17 protein-coding genes, 1 other RNA gene and 1 pseudogene are annotated in these 15,791 nt (G+C 71.5%); 4 read left to right on the top strand and 15 right to left on the bottom strand.

The window, feature by feature from the left end; all coding sequences use genetic code 11:
- Window position 1: 1 nt before the first annotated feature.
- The 5 genes and pseudogenes from OP04_RS12530 to OP04_RS12510 form a co-directional block, all read right to left on the bottom strand.
- Window positions 2-142, bottom strand: a pseudogene (locus OP04_RS12530) (YfcE family phosphodiesterase); the annotation flags it as partial.
- Between the two features lie 76 nt (window positions 143-218).
- A complete protein-coding gene (locus OP04_RS12525) occupies window positions 219-680 on the bottom strand; it encodes a DUF6174 domain-containing protein (protein ID WP_033339713.1) in 462 nt (153 codons plus the stop codon).
- 4 nt (window positions 681-684) lie between these two features.
- Window positions 685-1,113 (bottom strand): cupin domain-containing protein, encoded by a 429-nt coding sequence (locus OP04_RS12520; protein WP_033339712.1) that lies wholly within the window; start codon window positions 1,111-1,113, stop codon window positions 685-687.
- Window positions 1,114-1,511: 398 nt separating this feature from the next.
- Window positions 1,512-1,718: a hypothetical protein gene (locus OP04_RS12515; RefSeq protein ID WP_198153799.1), complete on the bottom strand. Its 207-nt coding sequence runs from the start codon at window positions 1,716-1,718 to the stop codon at window positions 1,512-1,514.
- Window positions 1,719-1,773: 55 nt separating this feature from the next.
- Window positions 1,774-2,418 (bottom strand): DUF6928 family protein, encoded by a 645-nt coding sequence (locus tag OP04_RS12510; RefSeq protein ID WP_157239733.1) that lies wholly within the window; start codon window positions 2,416-2,418, stop codon window positions 1,774-1,776.
- Between the two features lie 268 nt (window positions 2,419-2,686).
- On the opposite strand from OP04_RS12510, the gene OP04_RS12505 reads away from it, so the two are divergent.
- Together OP04_RS12505 and OP04_RS12500 are read left to right on the top strand one after the other, a co-directional pair.
- Entirely contained in the window at window positions 2,687-3,289 is a 603-nt protein-coding gene (locus tag OP04_RS12505; protein ID WP_033339710.1) for a class I SAM-dependent methyltransferase, read from the top strand.
- A gap of 92 nt (window positions 3,290-3,381) precedes the next feature.
- Window positions 3,382-3,981, top strand: a complete 600-nt coding sequence (locus OP04_RS12500; RefSeq protein WP_033339709.1) for a class I SAM-dependent methyltransferase — start codon at window positions 3,382-3,384, stop codon at window positions 3,979-3,981.
- Between the two features lie 50 nt (window positions 3,982-4,031).
- Here the strand turns inward: OP04_RS12500 and OP04_RS53275 are convergent, their stop codons facing one another.
- The gene (locus tag OP04_RS53275; protein ID WP_157239731.1) at window positions 4,032-4,265 is read right to left on the bottom strand and encodes a hypothetical protein; all 234 of its coding nucleotides are present in this window, start codon (window positions 4,263-4,265) and stop codon (window positions 4,032-4,034) included.
- 21 nt (window positions 4,266-4,286) lie between these two features.
- Between OP04_RS53275 and OP04_RS12495 the strand changes: the two genes are divergently transcribed.
- A complete protein-coding gene (locus OP04_RS12495) occupies window positions 4,287-4,520 on the top strand; it encodes a hypothetical protein (protein ID WP_033339708.1) in 234 nt (77 codons plus the stop codon).
- Window positions 4,521-4,692: 172 nt separating this feature from the next.
- Here OP04_RS12495 and ssrA read toward each other — a convergent pair.
- From ssrA to OP04_RS49580, 9 genes are all read right to left on the bottom strand, one after another.
- Window positions 4,693-5,065: a transfer-messenger RNA gene (gene ssrA, locus OP04_RS51070) on the bottom strand.
- Between the two features lie 84 nt (window positions 5,066-5,149).
- Window positions 5,150-5,764, bottom strand: a complete 615-nt coding sequence (locus tag OP04_RS12490) for a cellulose binding domain-containing protein (protein WP_033339707.1) — start codon at window positions 5,762-5,764, stop codon at window positions 5,150-5,152.
- A 102-nt stretch (window positions 5,765-5,866) separates the two neighbouring features.
- Window positions 5,867-6,343 (bottom strand): SsrA-binding protein SmpB, encoded by a 477-nt coding sequence (gene smpB / locus OP04_RS12485; RefSeq protein WP_033339706.1) that lies wholly within the window; start codon window positions 6,341-6,343, stop codon window positions 5,867-5,869.
- A 206-nt stretch (window positions 6,344-6,549) separates the two neighbouring features.
- On the bottom strand, window positions 6,550-7,845 hold the full coding sequence (locus OP04_RS12480; RefSeq protein ID WP_051797673.1) for a M23 family metallopeptidase: 1,296 nt from the start codon (window positions 7,843-7,845) through the stop codon (window positions 6,550-6,552).
- A 131-nt stretch (window positions 7,846-7,976) separates the two neighbouring features.
- Window positions 7,977-8,852, bottom strand: a complete 876-nt coding sequence (gene ftsX, locus OP04_RS12475; protein ID WP_033339705.1) for a permease-like cell division protein FtsX — start codon at window positions 8,850-8,852, stop codon at window positions 7,977-7,979.
- Between the two features lie 76 nt (window positions 8,853-8,928).
- A complete protein-coding gene (gene ftsE, locus OP04_RS12470) occupies window positions 8,929-9,609 on the bottom strand; it encodes a cell division ATP-binding protein FtsE (RefSeq protein ID WP_033339704.1) in 681 nt (226 codons plus the stop codon).
- Window positions 9,610-9,738: 129 nt separating this feature from the next.
- Complete coding sequence (gene prfB / locus OP04_RS12465) at window positions 9,739-10,860, bottom strand: peptide chain release factor 2 (protein WP_033339703.1); 1,122 nt, start codon at window positions 10,858-10,860, stop codon at window positions 9,739-9,741.
- Window positions 10,861-10,931: 71 nt separating this feature from the next.
- Complete coding sequence (locus OP04_RS12460; protein WP_033339902.1) at window positions 10,932-11,447, bottom strand: PadR family transcriptional regulator; 516 nt, start codon at window positions 11,445-11,447, stop codon at window positions 10,932-10,934.
- Window positions 11,448-11,742: 295 nt separating this feature from the next.
- Window positions 11,743-13,140: a serine/threonine-protein kinase gene (locus tag OP04_RS49580; RefSeq protein ID WP_051797670.1), complete on the bottom strand. Its 1,398-nt coding sequence runs from the start codon at window positions 13,138-13,140 to the stop codon at window positions 11,743-11,745.
- 193 nt (window positions 13,141-13,333) lie between these two features.
- Here OP04_RS49580 and OP04_RS12450 point away from each other — a divergent pair, with 193 nt between their 5' ends.
- Complete coding sequence (locus tag OP04_RS12450) at window positions 13,334-15,766, top strand: helicase-associated domain-containing protein (protein ID WP_157239729.1); 2,433 nt, start codon at window positions 13,334-13,336, stop codon at window positions 15,764-15,766.
- Window positions 15,767-15,791 lie beyond the last annotated feature (25 nt).

Below are 15,791 nucleotides of genomic sequence, written 5' to 3'. Positions count from 1 at the left end.
ATCAGAGCCGGTGCAGCGTCACGTCTCCCAGCGCGCCGCCCTCGACCACCGCGGTCAGGTAGGTGCGGTGCGGCTGACGCCGCCGGTCCGTCGGACTGCCCGGGTTGAGCAGGCGTAACCCGCCCGGCGCCACCGCGTCCCACACCTCCGCCGGCAGGTCGCGCGCCCGCTTCGGCACGTGCGTGTCCGCCATCAGCACCAGACGCATGCCCACCAGGCTAGGCCGGTTCGTACTCCGACACCTGATAACACTGCCCCGCGTCGATCGCCATCTTCTCCGGATCGAACCCGAACGCGACCGGATGCCCGTCGCCCGGATCCCGCTCACGCCGCTCGTTCCCGGTCGCGGCACGCATCCACGCGTCGATCTCACCCAGCGTCGGTGCGGCGATGTCCGGACGCGTCTCCGCCTGCGCGTTCAACCCCGTCGCCGACAGCACCCGCCCGCCCTCGACCTGCACCGCGTACCGCGCTTCGACGAACCCGCGCGTGCACCCGGTCGTCAGCACGTAGCTGTAGCTCTCCGGCTCGGCCCACTGCGGCGACGCCGCAGAAGAAGATTCCACCCCCGCCGACGGTACGACCGAGCGCCGCGCCTCCGGCACGTCCGCGCCCCCGCCGCACGCCGCCAGGCCCGCACCCGCCGCCACCAGCATCAGCACCACCGGTTTCCAGCGCACGCCGCTACTCCGTCCGTGTCCACGTCGGTGCGACGCCGGGCCCGAGGATCCGGGCGTCCGGCAGCCCGTCCAGCCCGGTCTCCGCGCCACCGGGCGTGTAGACCACCACCAGCCGCAGCGGCCGCCATCCCGTGTTGCGCGTCGAGTGCACCGTGTTCGCCGGGATGTATACCGCGTCGCCCTCCCGGATCGGAAACGCGGGCCCGTCCCCGACCGTCTGCTCACCCTCACCGGAGATCACGTAGATGACCTCCTCCTCGCCCGGATGCACGTGCGGATCATGCCCGCGCCCGGGATAGACGATCACCTCACCGGTGGTCAGCCCCGCACCCGCGTCCAGATGCGGCGTCACCAGCCACTTGATCGTCCCCCAGTCGAACGTCCTGGTCGGCACCTCGTCGGGCCGCCGCAGCCCGGTCATCGTCTCAGCCATGCCCTGCCAACGATTCCGCCACCGCCCCGGCCCCGCCCCACGCCAGGTTCACCCTCACCAGCAGACCTTCCCGCTCCCGCGGTGACCCGCCCCGCACGGTCAGGGCATCCCACGTCACCCCGCGCCGAACGACCCGGCCATCACCAGGAACACCATGAAGGACGCTTCCCGATCGCGGGAGGGCACTCTGCGCGCCACGAGACGCGCCTCGATCATCGCGAGCACGACGGGACTCGCGTGCTCTTTCGTGCGCCGCGCGGCACCGGCTCCGACGCCGGGAGGCAAGCGGAGCGCCGGCGGAGTCTTGGCGTACGGCGAGGTTTGCCCGCGGGAGCAACGCTGCCGCACCACGCCGGAAGCGGGAAATGAATCTGATCTTGATCTTCGGGAACCCGCCGTCAGGGCGTCTGGTCGGCTCCGAACCGGTGCCTCGCGACGCGGGCGGATCTCATCCACAGCTCCACCGCGGCCTCGCGCGCCGCCTGCTCCCGGCCGCTCGGATCCTCGACCAGGAAACCGTGCATGTGCACGGCGTCGGCGTCGAGGTCGTCCGGTGCCGGCCGGCCCTCGATGCCGTCGTCGGGCGAGAGTGCCAGCGACCGCACCAGCGAGCCGTCCTCCCACACCGCGAAGGTGAGAGCCCGAGATGATCACGGATGGTCAGGTGGTCGTCAATGGCCGGCGGTGGAGGGCGTGGCGGAGGCGGGAGGACATGGCCTGGCGGAGGGCCTGTTCCTGGCCGAGGGGGTCCTCGACGCGGAAGCCGTGCAGGCGGACGCCGCCGGCGTGGATGTCGCCGGGGTGGGGGCGGCCGGCGATGACGAAGCCGAAGAGCGCGCGGAGCGCCTCCTCGCCGAGCGCGGTCGGGTCGGCGGAGCGTTCGAAGTCGTAGGGGGTGCCGATGTGCTCCAGGATCCGGGTGCCGGTGCGGCTCAGGGAGCGGACCAGCGCGCCGTTCTCCCACACGCCGAAGCTCACCCAGCCGGTGACCGAGTCCATGGCGTGCACGGTGATCCGGCGGCCGCCTGCGGCCTTGAGCAGGTGCGCGGGCAGGCGGGACGGGCGTTCGAGCGCGAACCGGCGGTCACACACCACGGACGCGCCGCGCAGCACCGCGGCGTAGGTGAGGTCGTCGGGCGGGCTGATCCGGTCGCGGAGCGTGCCCTCGCCGGCCGGGGTCACGTCGCGGCCGGGCAGCAGCCCGCGCACCAGTTCCTCGGCATCGGACGCCGAACGGGTGGCCCCACGCAGCGCCGGCCTCACGTCACCGTCGCTGATCGCCAGCAGCGCCGTCTTCACTCCCACCGCATTCTCCCTGCTCAGACACGTACCGAGGGATGATCATGGGTGGTGTGGCGCGGCCGGCAAAGCTCTTGTCGGGGATCTGCCACATCGTCGTACCCCCGGCGGCTTTTATGGTGGTCGCGGCGAGAATCTCGCGCGGAGGGCCGGGTGGGCCGAGCCCTCCTGACCAGCGACAATTCTTCGGCCGTCCACAGCGGCCCCATGAATGCACGCCGAATTAACAGTGAGCGAGTGGCGAGTGAGCAGTGATCTAAGTCAGCGTGGCGGGATGCAGTCGAAATCCACCCCCTCGTCCGGCGCCGCCTTCATCCAACGCTTCATCAAGCACCCCGCCCAGGTGGGCACGATCGCCGCCACGTCACCGGCGGTGAGCAGGCGGCTGGCCGAGCCGATCCCGGAGACCGGCGACCCGCTCGTCGTCGAGCTGGGCCCCGGCACCGGCGCGGTCACCGAGTGGATCCGCCGCCGGCTCGACGGCCGCGGACACCACCTCGCGATCGAGATCGACCCGGTCTTCGCCGACATGCTCCGGACCAACTACCCGGACCTGGACATAGCTGTCGCCGATGCGGGTGACCTGTCCGCGCTGCTGGCCGAGCGGGGGCTCGGCAAGGTCGACGTGGTGGTCAGCGCGCTGCCGTGGACGCTCTTCTCCGACGAGCAGACCCGCCGCATACTCGGCGCGCTCGCCGCGTCGATGACCCCGGACGGCGTGTTCACCACGATCACGTACACCACCGCGCGGATGCTGCCGCCGTGGCGCCGCGTACTCGCCGCGCTCAACGACACGTTCGAGAGCGTGGAGCCGAGCCGGGCGATCTGGCGCAACATCCCGCCGGCCTACGTCTACGAGGCCCGTCGTCCCCGCTGACCCGCCCGCTCACCGGTGTCACGCGTCTCGTGTGGCACCGGTGAGCAAACTGTGACTGGCCATTGAGCGGACTCTGAGGCAGCGTTGGCGGGATGCAGACGGCCACCCCCTCGTCCCCCGGCGCATTCGTGCAACGATTCCTCCGCAACCCGGCCCGGGTCGGCACCCCGGCGGCCACCTCCGCCCCGGTCGCACGCCAGATGGCCGCACCGATACCGGAGACAGGCGACCCGCTCGTCGTCGAGCTGGGCGCCGGCACCGGCGCGGTCACCGAGCAGATACGTCAGCGGCTCGGCGGTCGCGGCCACCACCTGGCGATCGAGATCGACCCGGTCTTCGCCGGCCTGCTCCGCACCCGCTGGCCCGACCTCGACGTCGCCGAGGCCGACGCCGCCCGCCTCCCGGAGCTGCTCGCCGACCGCGGGCTCGGGAAGGCCGACGTGGTCGTCAGCGCGCTGCCGTGGACGCTGTTCCCCGACGCGCAGACCCGCGCCATCCTGAGCAGCGTCGCCGCGTCCATGGCCCCGCACGGCGCGTTCACCACGATCACGCTCAGCATCGGCAGCCGCATGCCGGGCGCCCGGCGCTTCCGCGAGGCGCTCACCGGCACGTTCGAGGAGGTCGGCCAGAGCCGCACGTTCTGGCGCAACCCGCCGCCCGCCTTCGTCTACGAGGCCCACCGGCCGCGCTGAGCCTCCTTCGCCGCCGGGCCGCACCCTTCAGGCAGGCCCGGCGCGAGGACTCAGATCCCGAACGGCGCGGCGTACCGCACCAGGCCGGAGGACACGGGCCACTCCGGGTCGATCGGCAGCACGCCGAGCAAGTCTGGGCGACAACGCGGCAGTCCTTCCTCACCCAGGTCGTCGGCCCGCACTTCGAGGCCCTGTGCCGCGCCTTCACCCTGGAGTCCGGCGACACACTCTTCACGGAGCAGCCGTCCGAGGTCGGCTCCGGAATCGTCAACGACCCACAGCACCGCACCCAGATCCAGATCGACGTGGTCGCCCTGGCCGCCCCGGAGCCAAACGCCCCTCGGCGCATCCTCTCGCTGGGCGAGGCCACATGGGGCGAGACCATCGGCCACCACCACCACTGCCTGACCAGAGCCCGCGACCTCCTGACCCTCAAGGGCTACGACACCACCCACACCGCACTCACCCTCTACGGCGCCGCCGGCTTCACCCCCGACCCCCGCATCCTCCTGGTCGACCTCCCCCGCCTCTACTCCTGACCACCCGCAAGAGGGGAAGGGGTAAGCAGGACCGCACGAATCGCAACGATCGCAACGCAACAAGGACGCGTAACGCCCCCACCAGACCGTGGGGCTTCCGGGGGCTCGGCCCCCGGAGCGGAATGCCGAAACGGCCCCCGGTTCGCGCTTTCCGCGAACAGGGGGCCGTCAGCCGTGGAGGTGCCGGGAATCGAACCCGGGTCCTTCGGTGAATCTACAGGGCTTCTCCGAGCGCAGCTTGCTGTGCCTCTACTCGGCCCCTCCGATCACGCAAGCGAGTCGGTGTGACGGGCCCAGTCGCGATTAGTCTCACCGCGCAAGCCTCACGACGGGGCTTGGTTGGCCAGCCTTCTAGATGACGTCGGTGACTAGGCCGAAGGCGTGCCTAGACCAACGGAGCTGCTACTCGCCTCAGGCGGCGAGAGCGAGCTCAGAGCGCTTAGAGTTGGCGCTTATAGCTTCCAACGACCGATTAATGAGACGACGTTGGCTTCCTCAGCTCGCTTCCCCTGCTTCAGCATCCGAAGTCGAAACCAGTCACCCCCTCGTAGGACGCCGCCCGGCGGGCGACGCAACTCCACAAGGTTAACGCCTCCGCGCGCGAACGTCACATGAGATACCCCCGCATGTCAGAATCCGGCGCAGGGAGTCCCGTTGATCGTGCAGGATGTGGGGTCGACCTGGGCGGGCGTGTTCTTGGTGGCCTGGAAGCCGGCCTGGACCTCGGCGTCGGCGGCGAGCGGGCCGCCGTCGAGGACGAGCGTGGTGCCGGAGACGGAGGCGGTCGCGTTCCAGAAGCCGGTGACGGCTATCTCCACGTTCGCCGGATAGGTGAGGCGGACCTGCCAGCCGGTGGACGCGCCGGTGTCGTTGCCGATCACCAGGTTGGACACGAAGCCGTCGTTCCAGCTGCTGCCGAGCACGTACCGCGCGCCGAGCCCGGCCACGGCTTCCCGCGCGGGCGTGGGGGACGGCTTGGCGGAGGTCGGCGGGACGGCGGACGGGGTCGGCTCGACGTACGGATCCGCGGTGATGACGCCCGGCGGGGGCCCGGAGAGCGCGGTGGTCGGGATGACGATCAGCGACGGCCGCACCGCGTCGTCGGAGGAGCTGGTCAGCGTCCAGACCGTGAGCCCGATGATGACCGCGACCACGGCGACGGCCGCGATGGCGAGCCGGGACCGCGTGGGTGAGAAGCCGAGGAATCCGCTGGTGGCGACGTCTTCGGAATGATTGCCGGGCAAGGCTGGACTTCCTCCCGCACTCCGCCCGGTGACCGGGCGGCGACGCCGCGCACACGTACGCCCGGCGTCATGGACGAAGAAGGCTACCCCGCCGCGCTCAGGTCAGTCCATGCCCTTGCCACGGCGCCCGATCGCGCGGCTGATCTCCTTCTGCGCGTCCTTCTTGGCCAGGTCCTGCCGCTTGTCGTAATCCCGCTTTCCGCGCGCGAGACCGATCTCGACCTTGGCCCAGCCGTCCGCGAAGTAGACCTGCAGCGGCACCATGGTCAGCCCGTCCTCGCGGACCTTCCCGGCCAGCTTCATGATCTCGGTGCGGTTGAGCAGCAGTTTCCGGATGCGGCGCGGCTCATGATTCGTCCACGTGCCCTGCGTGTACTCCGGGATGTGCATCGCGTGCAGGAAGACCTCACCGTTGCTGACCTGCGCGAACGCGTCGACGAGCGATGCCCGACCGGCGCGCAGCGACTTCACCTCGGTGCCGGTCAACTGCATGCCGGCCTCGTAGGTGTCCAGGATCGTGTAGTCGTGGCGCGCCTTGCGATTCGAGGCCACCACCTTGCGCCCCTTTTCGCGCGGCATCGTGCACAACTCCCTCATGGTCGACCAACAGCGTCGCAATGTTACAGCGCCGACCCCATCAACCCCCACAGACCAAAACCCACCACCGGCTTTCCCGCTTCCGGCGTGGTCCGGTTCCGCGCGCTCCCGCGGCCTCGGGTCCGCGGGTGGTCACCCGGACCCCGTCGGCGGCGCTCCGCCCGGCCGGGTCCACACGTGGCGGAGGATCAGCAGAGGCAGCCCGGGAGCCAGCCCAGCGGCTGGCGCGGCGTGCCGTCGATGCGGACCTCGAAGTGCAGGTGATAGCCGGTGCTGGCGCCGGTGGTGCCGACGCGACCGATCATCTGGCCGCGACGCACGTGCTGCCCGGGATAGACCAGGATGCGCGACTGGTGGCCGTAACAGGTGCTGATGTTGCGGCCGTCGACCTCGCCGTGGGCCACGCAGGTGAGGTTGCCGTACCCGGTGGCCCAGCCGGCGCGGATCACCTCGCCGTCGTCCGCGGCCCAGATCGGCTGCCCACCGCCGGCCGCCAGGTCGACGCCGGTGTGCAGGTTCCAGACCTTGTAGAACGGGTCGAAGCGCCAGCCGAAGTCGCTCGACTTCCAGCCCTGGACCGGCATCAGCAGCCGCGCGCCGGGACGCATCTGGGTGATCCCGCCACCGCTGTTGTGCTGCGACTGCGGCCGGCGGGTGGCGCGACGGCGCGCCTCCTCCCACCGCCGGACCTCCGCGGCCACGCGGGCCTCGTCGTCGCGGGCCTGGCGGTACTTGGCGAGGCTGGCCGCGCGCTCCTGCTGGGCGACGCCGAGCGCGGCGCGGCGCTGGGCGGTGAGCGCCTCGACCTCCGCCACCGCGTCGTCGGCCGCCCGCTGGGCCTGCCGCGCGGTGGCGAGCTTGCCCTGGGCGTCCGCGCTGGCCGCGTCCGCGGCCCGACGGGCGGTGACGGCGGTGTTCTGGGCGTCGCGGGCGGCGCCGCGGGCGTCGATGACGGTGCCGAGCGCGCCGCGCTGGGTGTCGAGCACGCGGTCGACGTAGCCGAGCCGGTCGGCGAACGTGGTCGGGGTCGCGCCGAGGATGACGTTCAGCGTGCCGATGTTGCCGCCCTTGAACGAGGCGGCGGCGAGGTCGCCCAGCCGTTCGCGCGCCTCGTCGACGCGGTGCTCCGCCGTCTCGTACCCCATGGTGGCCTTGGTCTGGGCGGTCTTCGCGGTGCCGGCCTTGCGCTCGGCCGTGTCCGCGGCGGCCTGGGCTGCGGCGACGCGTCCCCGGGCCTGTTCCGCGCGGGCCTGGGCGGGCGGGAGGCCGGCGGCGGAGGCGGCGAGGCTGCGGGCGGCGGCCTGCGCGCGGTCGGTGGCGCCCTCCAGGATGGAGGCGGCCTTGGTGACCTCCCGCTCGATCCGCCGCTGGTCGTCGCGCGGGTCGGCCGCGGCCGGGGCGCCGGAGACGACGGCCGACAGCACCAGCAGGGCACCGAGCGCTTTCAGGGCCCAGGGCGTACTGCGGTAGGACTTCACGGACATTTCCCCCGATTCTCCGTGATCACCACCATACGCGTGTCACATGAGCCCCAGGGGTGGAAACGCGAATCGCCGCCCGCTGCCCGGAGGACCCGGGAACGGACGGCGACGGCGGTGAGTACAGCGAGAGGTACCTAGACCCGCAGGTAGAAGCGCAGCGTTGTCCACGCGGTGACCGCGCTGACCAGCGCACCGGCGCCGGCCATGAACGGCAGCATGAGCAGCACGTTGTCCCAGCTCAGCGGCGTCAGCAGGTTGGTCAGGTCCTGCAGTGCGCCGTCGATCAGGAAGACCTTGCCGAGCACCAGGATGCCGAAGCCGAGCAGCGCGCCGATCACACCGGCGGCGACGGCCTCGAGCACGAACGGCGCCTGGATGAACCAGTTGGACGCGCCGACGAGTTTCATGACCGCGACCTCGCGGCGCTTGCTGTACGCCGCGACCTGGATCGTGTTACCGACCAGCATCAACGCGGCGATGGCCATGACGATCGCGGCGATCAGCGACATCGTCTGGACCGAGTTGAGGATGCCGAAGACCTTCTCCAGCAGCTCGCGCTGGTCGAGCACCTCGTCGACGCCCTCGGCGTCCCGGTACTTGACGGCGAAGTCCTCGTACTGCTCCGGGTTCTTCAGCTTGACGCGGAAGGACTCGGGCAGCTGCTCGGCGCTGACGGAGTTCACCAGGTCGGGCGTGTCGCGCCAGAGCGTCTGGAACTTCTCGAGCGCCTTGTCCTTGGTCTCGAGCTGGTAGTCCTGCACCAGATCGTCGGACCGCAGCTGCTGGTCCAGGGCTTGCCGCTGCTCATCGTTGACGTCGGACTTCAGGAACATCGCCACTTCGATGTTCGCGTAGTAGTAGTCCTTCATCTCGTTGGCCTGCAGGTACAGCAGCGCGCTGGCGCCGAGCATGGTCAGCGAGACGGCCATCGTGATGATCATGGCGATGGTCATCGTGACATTGCGCCACAGTCCGACCAGCACTTCGGACAGGACATATTTGACGCGCATCGGTGAGGCTTCCTTCGGGGCTCGTCTGCTGCCGGGTCAGGGATCGGGGGGAGGTGCCGTCAGTTACGGTCTGTCATCATCCGTAAACGCCGCGCGGCTGGTCACGGACGATCCGGCCGCTCTCGATCTCGATGACCCGGCGCCGCATCTGGTTCACGATATTGGAGTCGTGGGTCACCATGACGACGGTGGTGCCGGTCCGGTTGATCCGGTCCAGCAGGCGCATGATCTCGATCGAGGTGTCGGGGTCCAGGTTTCCGGTGGGCTCGTCCGCCAGCAGGATCAGGGGGCGGTTGACGAAGGCACGGGCCACCGCGACACGCTGCTGCTCACCGCCGGAGAGCTCGTGCGGGTAACGGTGCTCCTTGCCACCGAGACCCACGAGTTCGAGCACCTCGGGCACGACACGGCGGGCGACCGCCTTGGTCTTGCCGATCACCTCGAGCGCGAAGGCGACGTTCTCGTAGGCCGTCCGGTTGGGCAGCAGCCGGAAGTCCTGGAACACGCAGCCGATCGAGCGCCGGAAGTGCGGAATCTTCCACGAACGCATGGAGGTGACGTCCTTGGAGTTGACGATCACCTTCCCCTTGTTCGGGGCGACCTCGTGCAGCAGCAGCTTGATGATCGTGGACTTGCCGCTGCCGGACGGGCCGATGAAGAAGACGAACTCGCCCTTTTCGATCCCGACCGACACATCGTCCAGCGACGGCCGGGACGCCTTCGGATACGTCTTGGTCACGTTCTCAAGCTGAATCACGGGAGCAGAGTCTACGCGGTGTAACGAAAAGTCCAAGCCCAGAGGTAGTCCGATCTGCCCGCGATGACCCGATAAAGGATCGTCCGATCGGGTGACTTTAACGGGTCGATCCGCGACACGCCGATCCGGTTACTCGGCGTCGCCACTCAACTGCTGCTGCTTACGCCACTTGATGCCCGCCTCGATGAACGGGTCCAGGTCGCCGTCGAAGACCGCGGTCGGATTGCCCGTCTCCTGCTCGGTGCGCAGATCCTTCACCATCTGATACGGGTGCAGCACGTACGACCGCATCTGGTCGCCCCAGGAGCCGGCCGCGTCGGTCTTCAGTCCCTGCATCTTGGCCTGCTCCTCCTGCCGCTTGCGCTCCAGCAGACGCGCCTGGAGCACCCGCAGCGCGGACGCCTTGTTCTGCAGCTGCGACTTCTCGTTCTGGCAGGTCACGACGATGCCGGTGGGAATGTGTGTGATTCGCACCGCAGAGTCCGTCGTGTTGACGCTCTGTCCACCGGGCCCGGACGAACGGTAGACGTCGAACCGCATCTCGTTCTCCGGGATGTCGATATGGTCGGTCTGCTCGACGACCGGCAGCACCTCGACACCGGCGAAGCTCGTCTGCCGGCGGCCCTGGTTGTCGAACGGGCTGATCCGGACCAGACGGTGCGTGCCCGACTCGACACTCAGCGTGCCGTACGCATACGGCGCCTTCACGGTGAAGGTGGCGGACTTGAGGCCCGCCTCCTCCGCGTACGACGTCTCGTAGACCTCGGTGGCGTAACCGTGCCGCTCCGCCCAGCGCAGGTACATCCGCAGCAGCATCTCCGCGAAGTCCGCCGCGTCGACACCACCGGCGCCGGCCCGCACGGCGACCAGCGCCTCCCGGGCGTCGTACTCCCCGGAGAGCAGCGTGCGCACCTCGAGCTCGTCCACGGACTTGGTCAGCGCCGCGATCTCGGACCCGACGTCACCCAGCGACGAGGCGTCGTCCTCGCCCTCGGAGAGCTCGAGGAGCACGAACGCGTCGTCGAGCCGGGAACGGAGGCTCTCCAGTCGCGCGATCTCACCGTTGACGTAGGAGAGCTTCGACGTGACCTGCTGCGCGCGCGCCTGATCGTCCCAGAGGTTCGGCTCGGCGGCCTGCTCCTCCAGCTCCACCTTCTCCCGGCGGAGCCTGTCGACGTCGAGGACGCCCTCGATGTTCCGCAGGGTGGCGTCGAGGTGTTTGAGCTGTTCGGAAAAGTCGGCTGCAGTCACAACACCCAAGAATACGGCGCGCTGTACGCGATCGGGCTCCCCCCGGGCCGATCCGCGCACAGACGGCCGGATCAGGCGCCGGGCGCCGTCTTCAACCAGGTGAGCGCCGCCTTGTGATAGGCCACCGCGAACTCCAGCGCGGACGCCCCGTAGTTGTCCCCGTCCTTCTTCGCCTCCTTGGCCTGCTCACGTGCGGACGCCAACGCGGCCGTGTGGTACTCGTTGGCACCAGCGATCAAGGTGCCCATCTGACCTTCACTGTGCTGCTCCCCGAACGCGACGCGGAGCGCGATCGGGTTGCGAATGGCATCGCGCCCCGGGGAGTCGGTCAGCCAACGGCTGAACGCGCGCTTTCCGGACGCCGTGATCGCGTAGGGCTGGCTCGAGCGGGGCCCCGGCTTACCCAGCCGGACATAACCCATCTCGGCAAGCGCCGGCAATTCTCGGTAAACCTGGCTTCTGGTCATCGACCAGAAGGGGCCAAGGCGGCGCTCCGCCTGACCCATCAGTTGCCCACCCGTCATCGGCCCCTCGTGGAGCAGCCCGAGGAGGGCAGCCGCGGTTGGGTTGATTCCTGTCTCGGCCATGCCCATTACGCTGCCACTTTGTAGCCCCGACGTCCAGGATTTCGGCTTATCCGCGCCAACGCGTCTCCACAGTGCACTGTCTTGCGCGGACTGTCCGGCTCGGACCGGCCACAAATAGTGATCATGAGCGGGAACTATTCGACCGGGAATGCCCTTTGTCCGATTCTGGATCTAGCAGGGTTCTCACGAAAAACGTGGCCCGCCCGGCGTGCAATGCACCACTCCCGACTCAGCTTTGCAGACTCCGGCGCCCGAATACCGGGAAACGGGGGTCAAGGCCATAGGAAATCAGGGGTCAACGGGCGACCACGGTAGAGGTCCCGGACGGTACCCGAGGTGCACGCATACCGCTCGCGTCCCCTCCGGAGAGAAGCACCCCACTCACCACAGTGATCAACATAAGGAACGCGGCCACCACACAAACCGCGATCAAGCGGCGTCGCCGCGAACGGTGGTCCGGACGGATCTCCCCACCCGTCATCAGCCCCATCTCCGGCCGGTGCAGCCGTCCCGCGGCGGCCCGGGGCCACGGCCCGCCGGCGCTGTAGGCCGCCCCGAGCGCGGCCGCGGCAGGGTTCGGCGGAGCCGACGTGGGGATCTGCGGCGGAGCCGACGTGGGGATGAACGGTGGCCCGGAGTACGGCGCACCCGAGAACGGAGCAGCCGAGAACGGCGCGGCAGAGAACGGGGCCGCGGAGAACGGCGGTGCGGAGATCGAGTCCTGGAACTCCATCACCGGCAGCGCCACCATCCGGCCGCCGGACGCGGGGGACACCGGCGCCGCCTCCAACGGCACCCACCGCACCCGCGCCTGTCCCCGGCTGCGCCCGTCCGGCCGAGGCCACCAGGTCACCTCACCCTCGGCCAGCGCGGGCAGCGGCGGCATCCCGGCCAGCGCGGACTCCACCTCGCGCAGTCGCACACCGACCATCCGCGCGTCCGGCCGGCGCGCCGGGTCCGGCGACATGCAGCGCTCGATCAGCGGCCACACCGGCGCCGGCAGTCCCGCGGGCGGGACGACCGTGCACTGCCGGTGCCGGCCCAGCACGTCCAGCGGGGTGCCGCCCTTGAACGGGCTCCGGCCGCACAGCAGCTCGAACAGGACGATGCCCATCGCGTACACGTCCGAGGCCGGGCTGGGGGCCGCGCCGTCCACCACCTCGGGCGAGACGTACTCCGGCGTGGCGTGGGTGGCCCGCGGGTCCGCCCCGGCCGGTCGCACCCGGCGCGCCACGCCGAAGTCCGCGAGCCGGACCGGGCCGCCGTCCGCCGGGACGATCAGGTTGCCCGGCTTCACGTCGCCGTGCACGATGCCGCGACCGTGCAGGTACGCCAGCGCGTTCGCCAGCTGGGCGACCAGGTTCGCCGCGACCGCGGGTGGCACCGGGCCGTCCCGCCGCAGCCGTTTGCGCAGGTCCTCGCCGTCGACCAGCTCCATCACGAAGACGTGCCGGTCCGCCTCCCGGCCGAACTCGATCGGCCGCACGATGCACGGGTGCGACAGCTCGGCCAGGATCTCCGCCTCGTCCACGAAGTTGCGCACCAGGTCGGGCTGGGACGCGGCCTCGGAGCGCAGCAGCTTGACCGCCACCGACCGCCCGGTGGCCGTGTCCCGGCCGGACCAGACCGCGCCGATCGCTCCCCGGGCGATCTCGGCGTCGAGCTGGTAGCGACCGTGCAGCAGACCCGTCATCGTGGCCCTCCCCACCGGACGACCCCCCGTCCGGCTGCGCGTCCGATATTACGGCGACGATGCTCGATTTCGGACCCCCGGGCATGCCACCCGACATACCCACCAGGACAAACGCACGCCGATCATCGATAAACAGCCATGTCGGATGACGCCCGATTGACCGGCCGGAGCCGATAGGGAACATTTGGCTGCCGTGGCGTCTCCACTCGTACGATGGCTCGCAGCTCACAGCCCCGATCAGCTCGCCCGGATCCTGGTCAACCGCCCGGACAGCGTGCACGCGACCACCGGCTCCCGGCCCGCCGCGCCACCGGCCGACCTGTCCGCGCTCGCGGAGCGGCTGCAACGGCCCGCCGCGCTGCAGACCGCGCTGCGCACGCTGCCCCAGCCCGGCCACGAGCTGCTCGGGCTGCTCGTCCACCTCGGCCGGCGGCACCGGCCGGTCCCCCGCGCCACGCTCGCCCGCCACCTCGGGCTGACGTCCGACGACCCGGCCCTGGCCGGCGCGCTCGACCGGCTGGCGGACCACGCGCTGGCCTGGCCCGATCAGGACGGTGCGCTGCACGTGCCGGGCGAGCTGGCCCGCGCGTTCCCGAACCCGCTCGGCCTCGGCGCGGACGCGGCCCGCCTCTACCGCGAGACGCCCGCGGACCGGCTGCGCCAGATCGCGGTCGCGCTCGGCCGGCCCGACCCCGGGCCGCAGCGCGACGAGTCCTACGCCGCGGTCCGCGCCGCGCTCGCCGACGCCCCGGCGGTCCGTGCCGTGGCCGACACCGGGCCGCCCGACGCCCGCGACCTGCTGCACGCGATGGCCGCCGGGCTGCCGGTCGCCACGCCGGACGCGGCCCGGTCCGCCGCGCAGGACTGGGCCGTCAGCCACGGCCTGCTCGCGTTCAGCGGCTGGCGCCTGGAGATGCCCGCCGAGGTCGCGGTCGCGCTCCGCGGGCCCGGCTGGACGCCGCCGTTCACGCCCGAGCCGCCGCTGCCGACACCGGTGCCGGTCCCGGCGGACGCGGTGGACCGGGAGGCCGGTGCGGCCGCGCACGCGGCCGTCCAGCAGGTCACCGCGCTGCTGGACACGATCGCGGCCACGCCGGCGGCCGCGCTCAAGACCGGCGGCGTCGGCGCGCGAGAGCTGACCCGCCTCGGCAAGGCGGTCGGCTGCCCACCCGCGGAGGCCCGGTTCTGGCTGGTGCTCGCGCACGCGGCCGGGCTGGTCGGCGCCGTCCACGATCGCGCGGTCGGGTACGGCATGGACCCGGTGCACTACGCCGTCACCGAGGCGCACGCCCGCTGGCTGCAGCTGCGCCCGGCCCGCCGCCTCACCGCGCTGCTGCGCCGCTGGCCCGCGCTCGCGCCCGCGCCGCTGGCCGCGCACCGGGGCGGCTTCGGGCCGGCCGGCTCCGCGCTCACCCCGCACCCGCTGGACGTGGTCGCGCCGCGGCTCAAGACCGGGCTGCTCGCGCTGCTGGCCGCGCTGCCGGACGGCGTCGGGCTGCCCGCGCCGTTCGCGGCCGGGCCCGCGGTCGGCTGGCACCGGCCGATGGACACGCCGCTCACCGGCGACCGGGACGAGCTGGTCGTGCAGCTCTGGGAGGAGGCGCGGCTCTGCGGCGTGCTCGCCCACGGCGCGCTCACGCCGCTCGGGCGCGCGCTGACCGCGGGCGCGGACCTCGGCCCGGTCGCGGACGCGCTGCTGCCGGACGCGGTCACCACCGCGCTGTTCCAGAACGATCTCACCGTCGTCGTGCCCGGCATCCCCGCGGCCGCGCTCGCCGCGCTGCTGGACGCGTGCGCGGACCGGGAGTCCCGCGGCAACGCCGGCACCTGGCGGTTCAGCACCGCCTCCGTGCGCCGCGCGCTGGACGACGGCCACCGGGCCGAGGATCTGCGCGCCGCGCTGGCCGGGATCGGCACGCTCCCGCAGGCGCTCGACTACCTGATCACCGACGTGGCCCGGCGGCACGGGCACGTCCGGGTCCGTGCCGCCGGGTCCGTGCTGCACACCGAGGACCCCGCGCTGGTCGCGGAGATCCTGTCCACCCGGGAGCTGGCCGCGTTCGGGCTGGCCGCGGTGGCGCCGACCGTCCTGGTCAGCCCCGCGGGCCTGACGGAGACGCTGGCGGCGCTGCGCGCGGCGGGATTCGCACCGGCCGGTGAGGACGCGGCGGGCGGGCCGCTGGTCCAGCATCGCCCGGCGGTCGTCCCCGCGCCGGAGCCGGAGCCGGGCCCGGAACCCGCGGCGGAACCGGAGCCGCCGACCGAGGGCGCCGACGCGCTGCACCTCGCGAAGCTGCTGCTCACCGCGCCGGCGCCGGCCGACCCGGTGGAGCAGGCCCGGCAGCGTCTCGCCGCGCTCACGCCCAGGGCGCCGCGGGGCGGCCTGGAGAAGGCCATCGCGCTCCACGCGGAACGCCTCGGCGGCGCCGCCCGCGCGCTGCTGGCCGACTGCGTGCAGACGCGCCGCGACGTCCACATCGAGTACGTCAACGCCGGCGGCCGCCGCTACACCCGGCTGGTCTCGCCGATCACGGTGGACGGCGAGTTCCTGGTCGGCTGGGTGCCGCCGCTGTCCGAGGAGGTGTCGTTCGCGCTCGGCCGCATCGTCACCGTCACGCCTGCCTAGGGCAAACAGGGCAAAGGCGAAAGGC

The organism is Catenuloplanes japonicus, assembly GCF_000717135.1.
GTDB lineage: Bacteria > Actinomycetota > Actinomycetes > Mycobacteriales > Micromonosporaceae > Catenuloplanes > Catenuloplanes japonicus.
Note: the sequence above shows the minus strand (reverse complement) of the source record. Positions and strands in the feature narration are given on the sequence as shown.

Coding starts and splice junctions, on each gene's coding strand:
- OP04_RS12520 (WP_033339712.1), bottom strand. CDS start 1,113: ATGGCTGAGACGATGACCGGGCTGCGGCGGCCCGACGAGGTGCCGACC.
- OP04_RS12505 (WP_033339710.1), top strand. CDS start 2,687: ATGCAGTCGAAATCCACCCCCTCGTCCGGCGCCGCCTTCATCCAACGC.
- OP04_RS12500 (WP_033339709.1), top strand. CDS start 3,382: ATGCAGACGGCCACCCCCTCGTCCCCCGGCGCATTCGTGCAACGATTC.
- smpB (WP_033339706.1), bottom strand. CDS start 6,343: ATGCCGCGCGAAAAGGGGCGCAAGGTGGTGGCCTCGAATCGCAAGGCG.
- OP04_RS12480 (WP_051797673.1), bottom strand. CDS start 7,845: ATGTCCGTGAAGTCCTACCGCAGTACGCCCTGGGCCCTGAAAGCGCTC.
- ftsX (WP_033339705.1), bottom strand. CDS start 8,852: ATGCGCGTCAAATATGTCCTGTCCGAAGTGCTGGTCGGACTGTGGCGC.
- OP04_RS12460 (WP_033339902.1), bottom strand. CDS start 11,447: ATGGCCGAGACAGGAATCAACCCAACCGCGGCTGCCCTCCTCGGGCTG.
- OP04_RS49580 (WP_051797670.1), bottom strand. CDS start 13,140: ATGACGGGTCTGCTGCACGGTCGCTACCAGCTCGACGCCGAGATCGCC.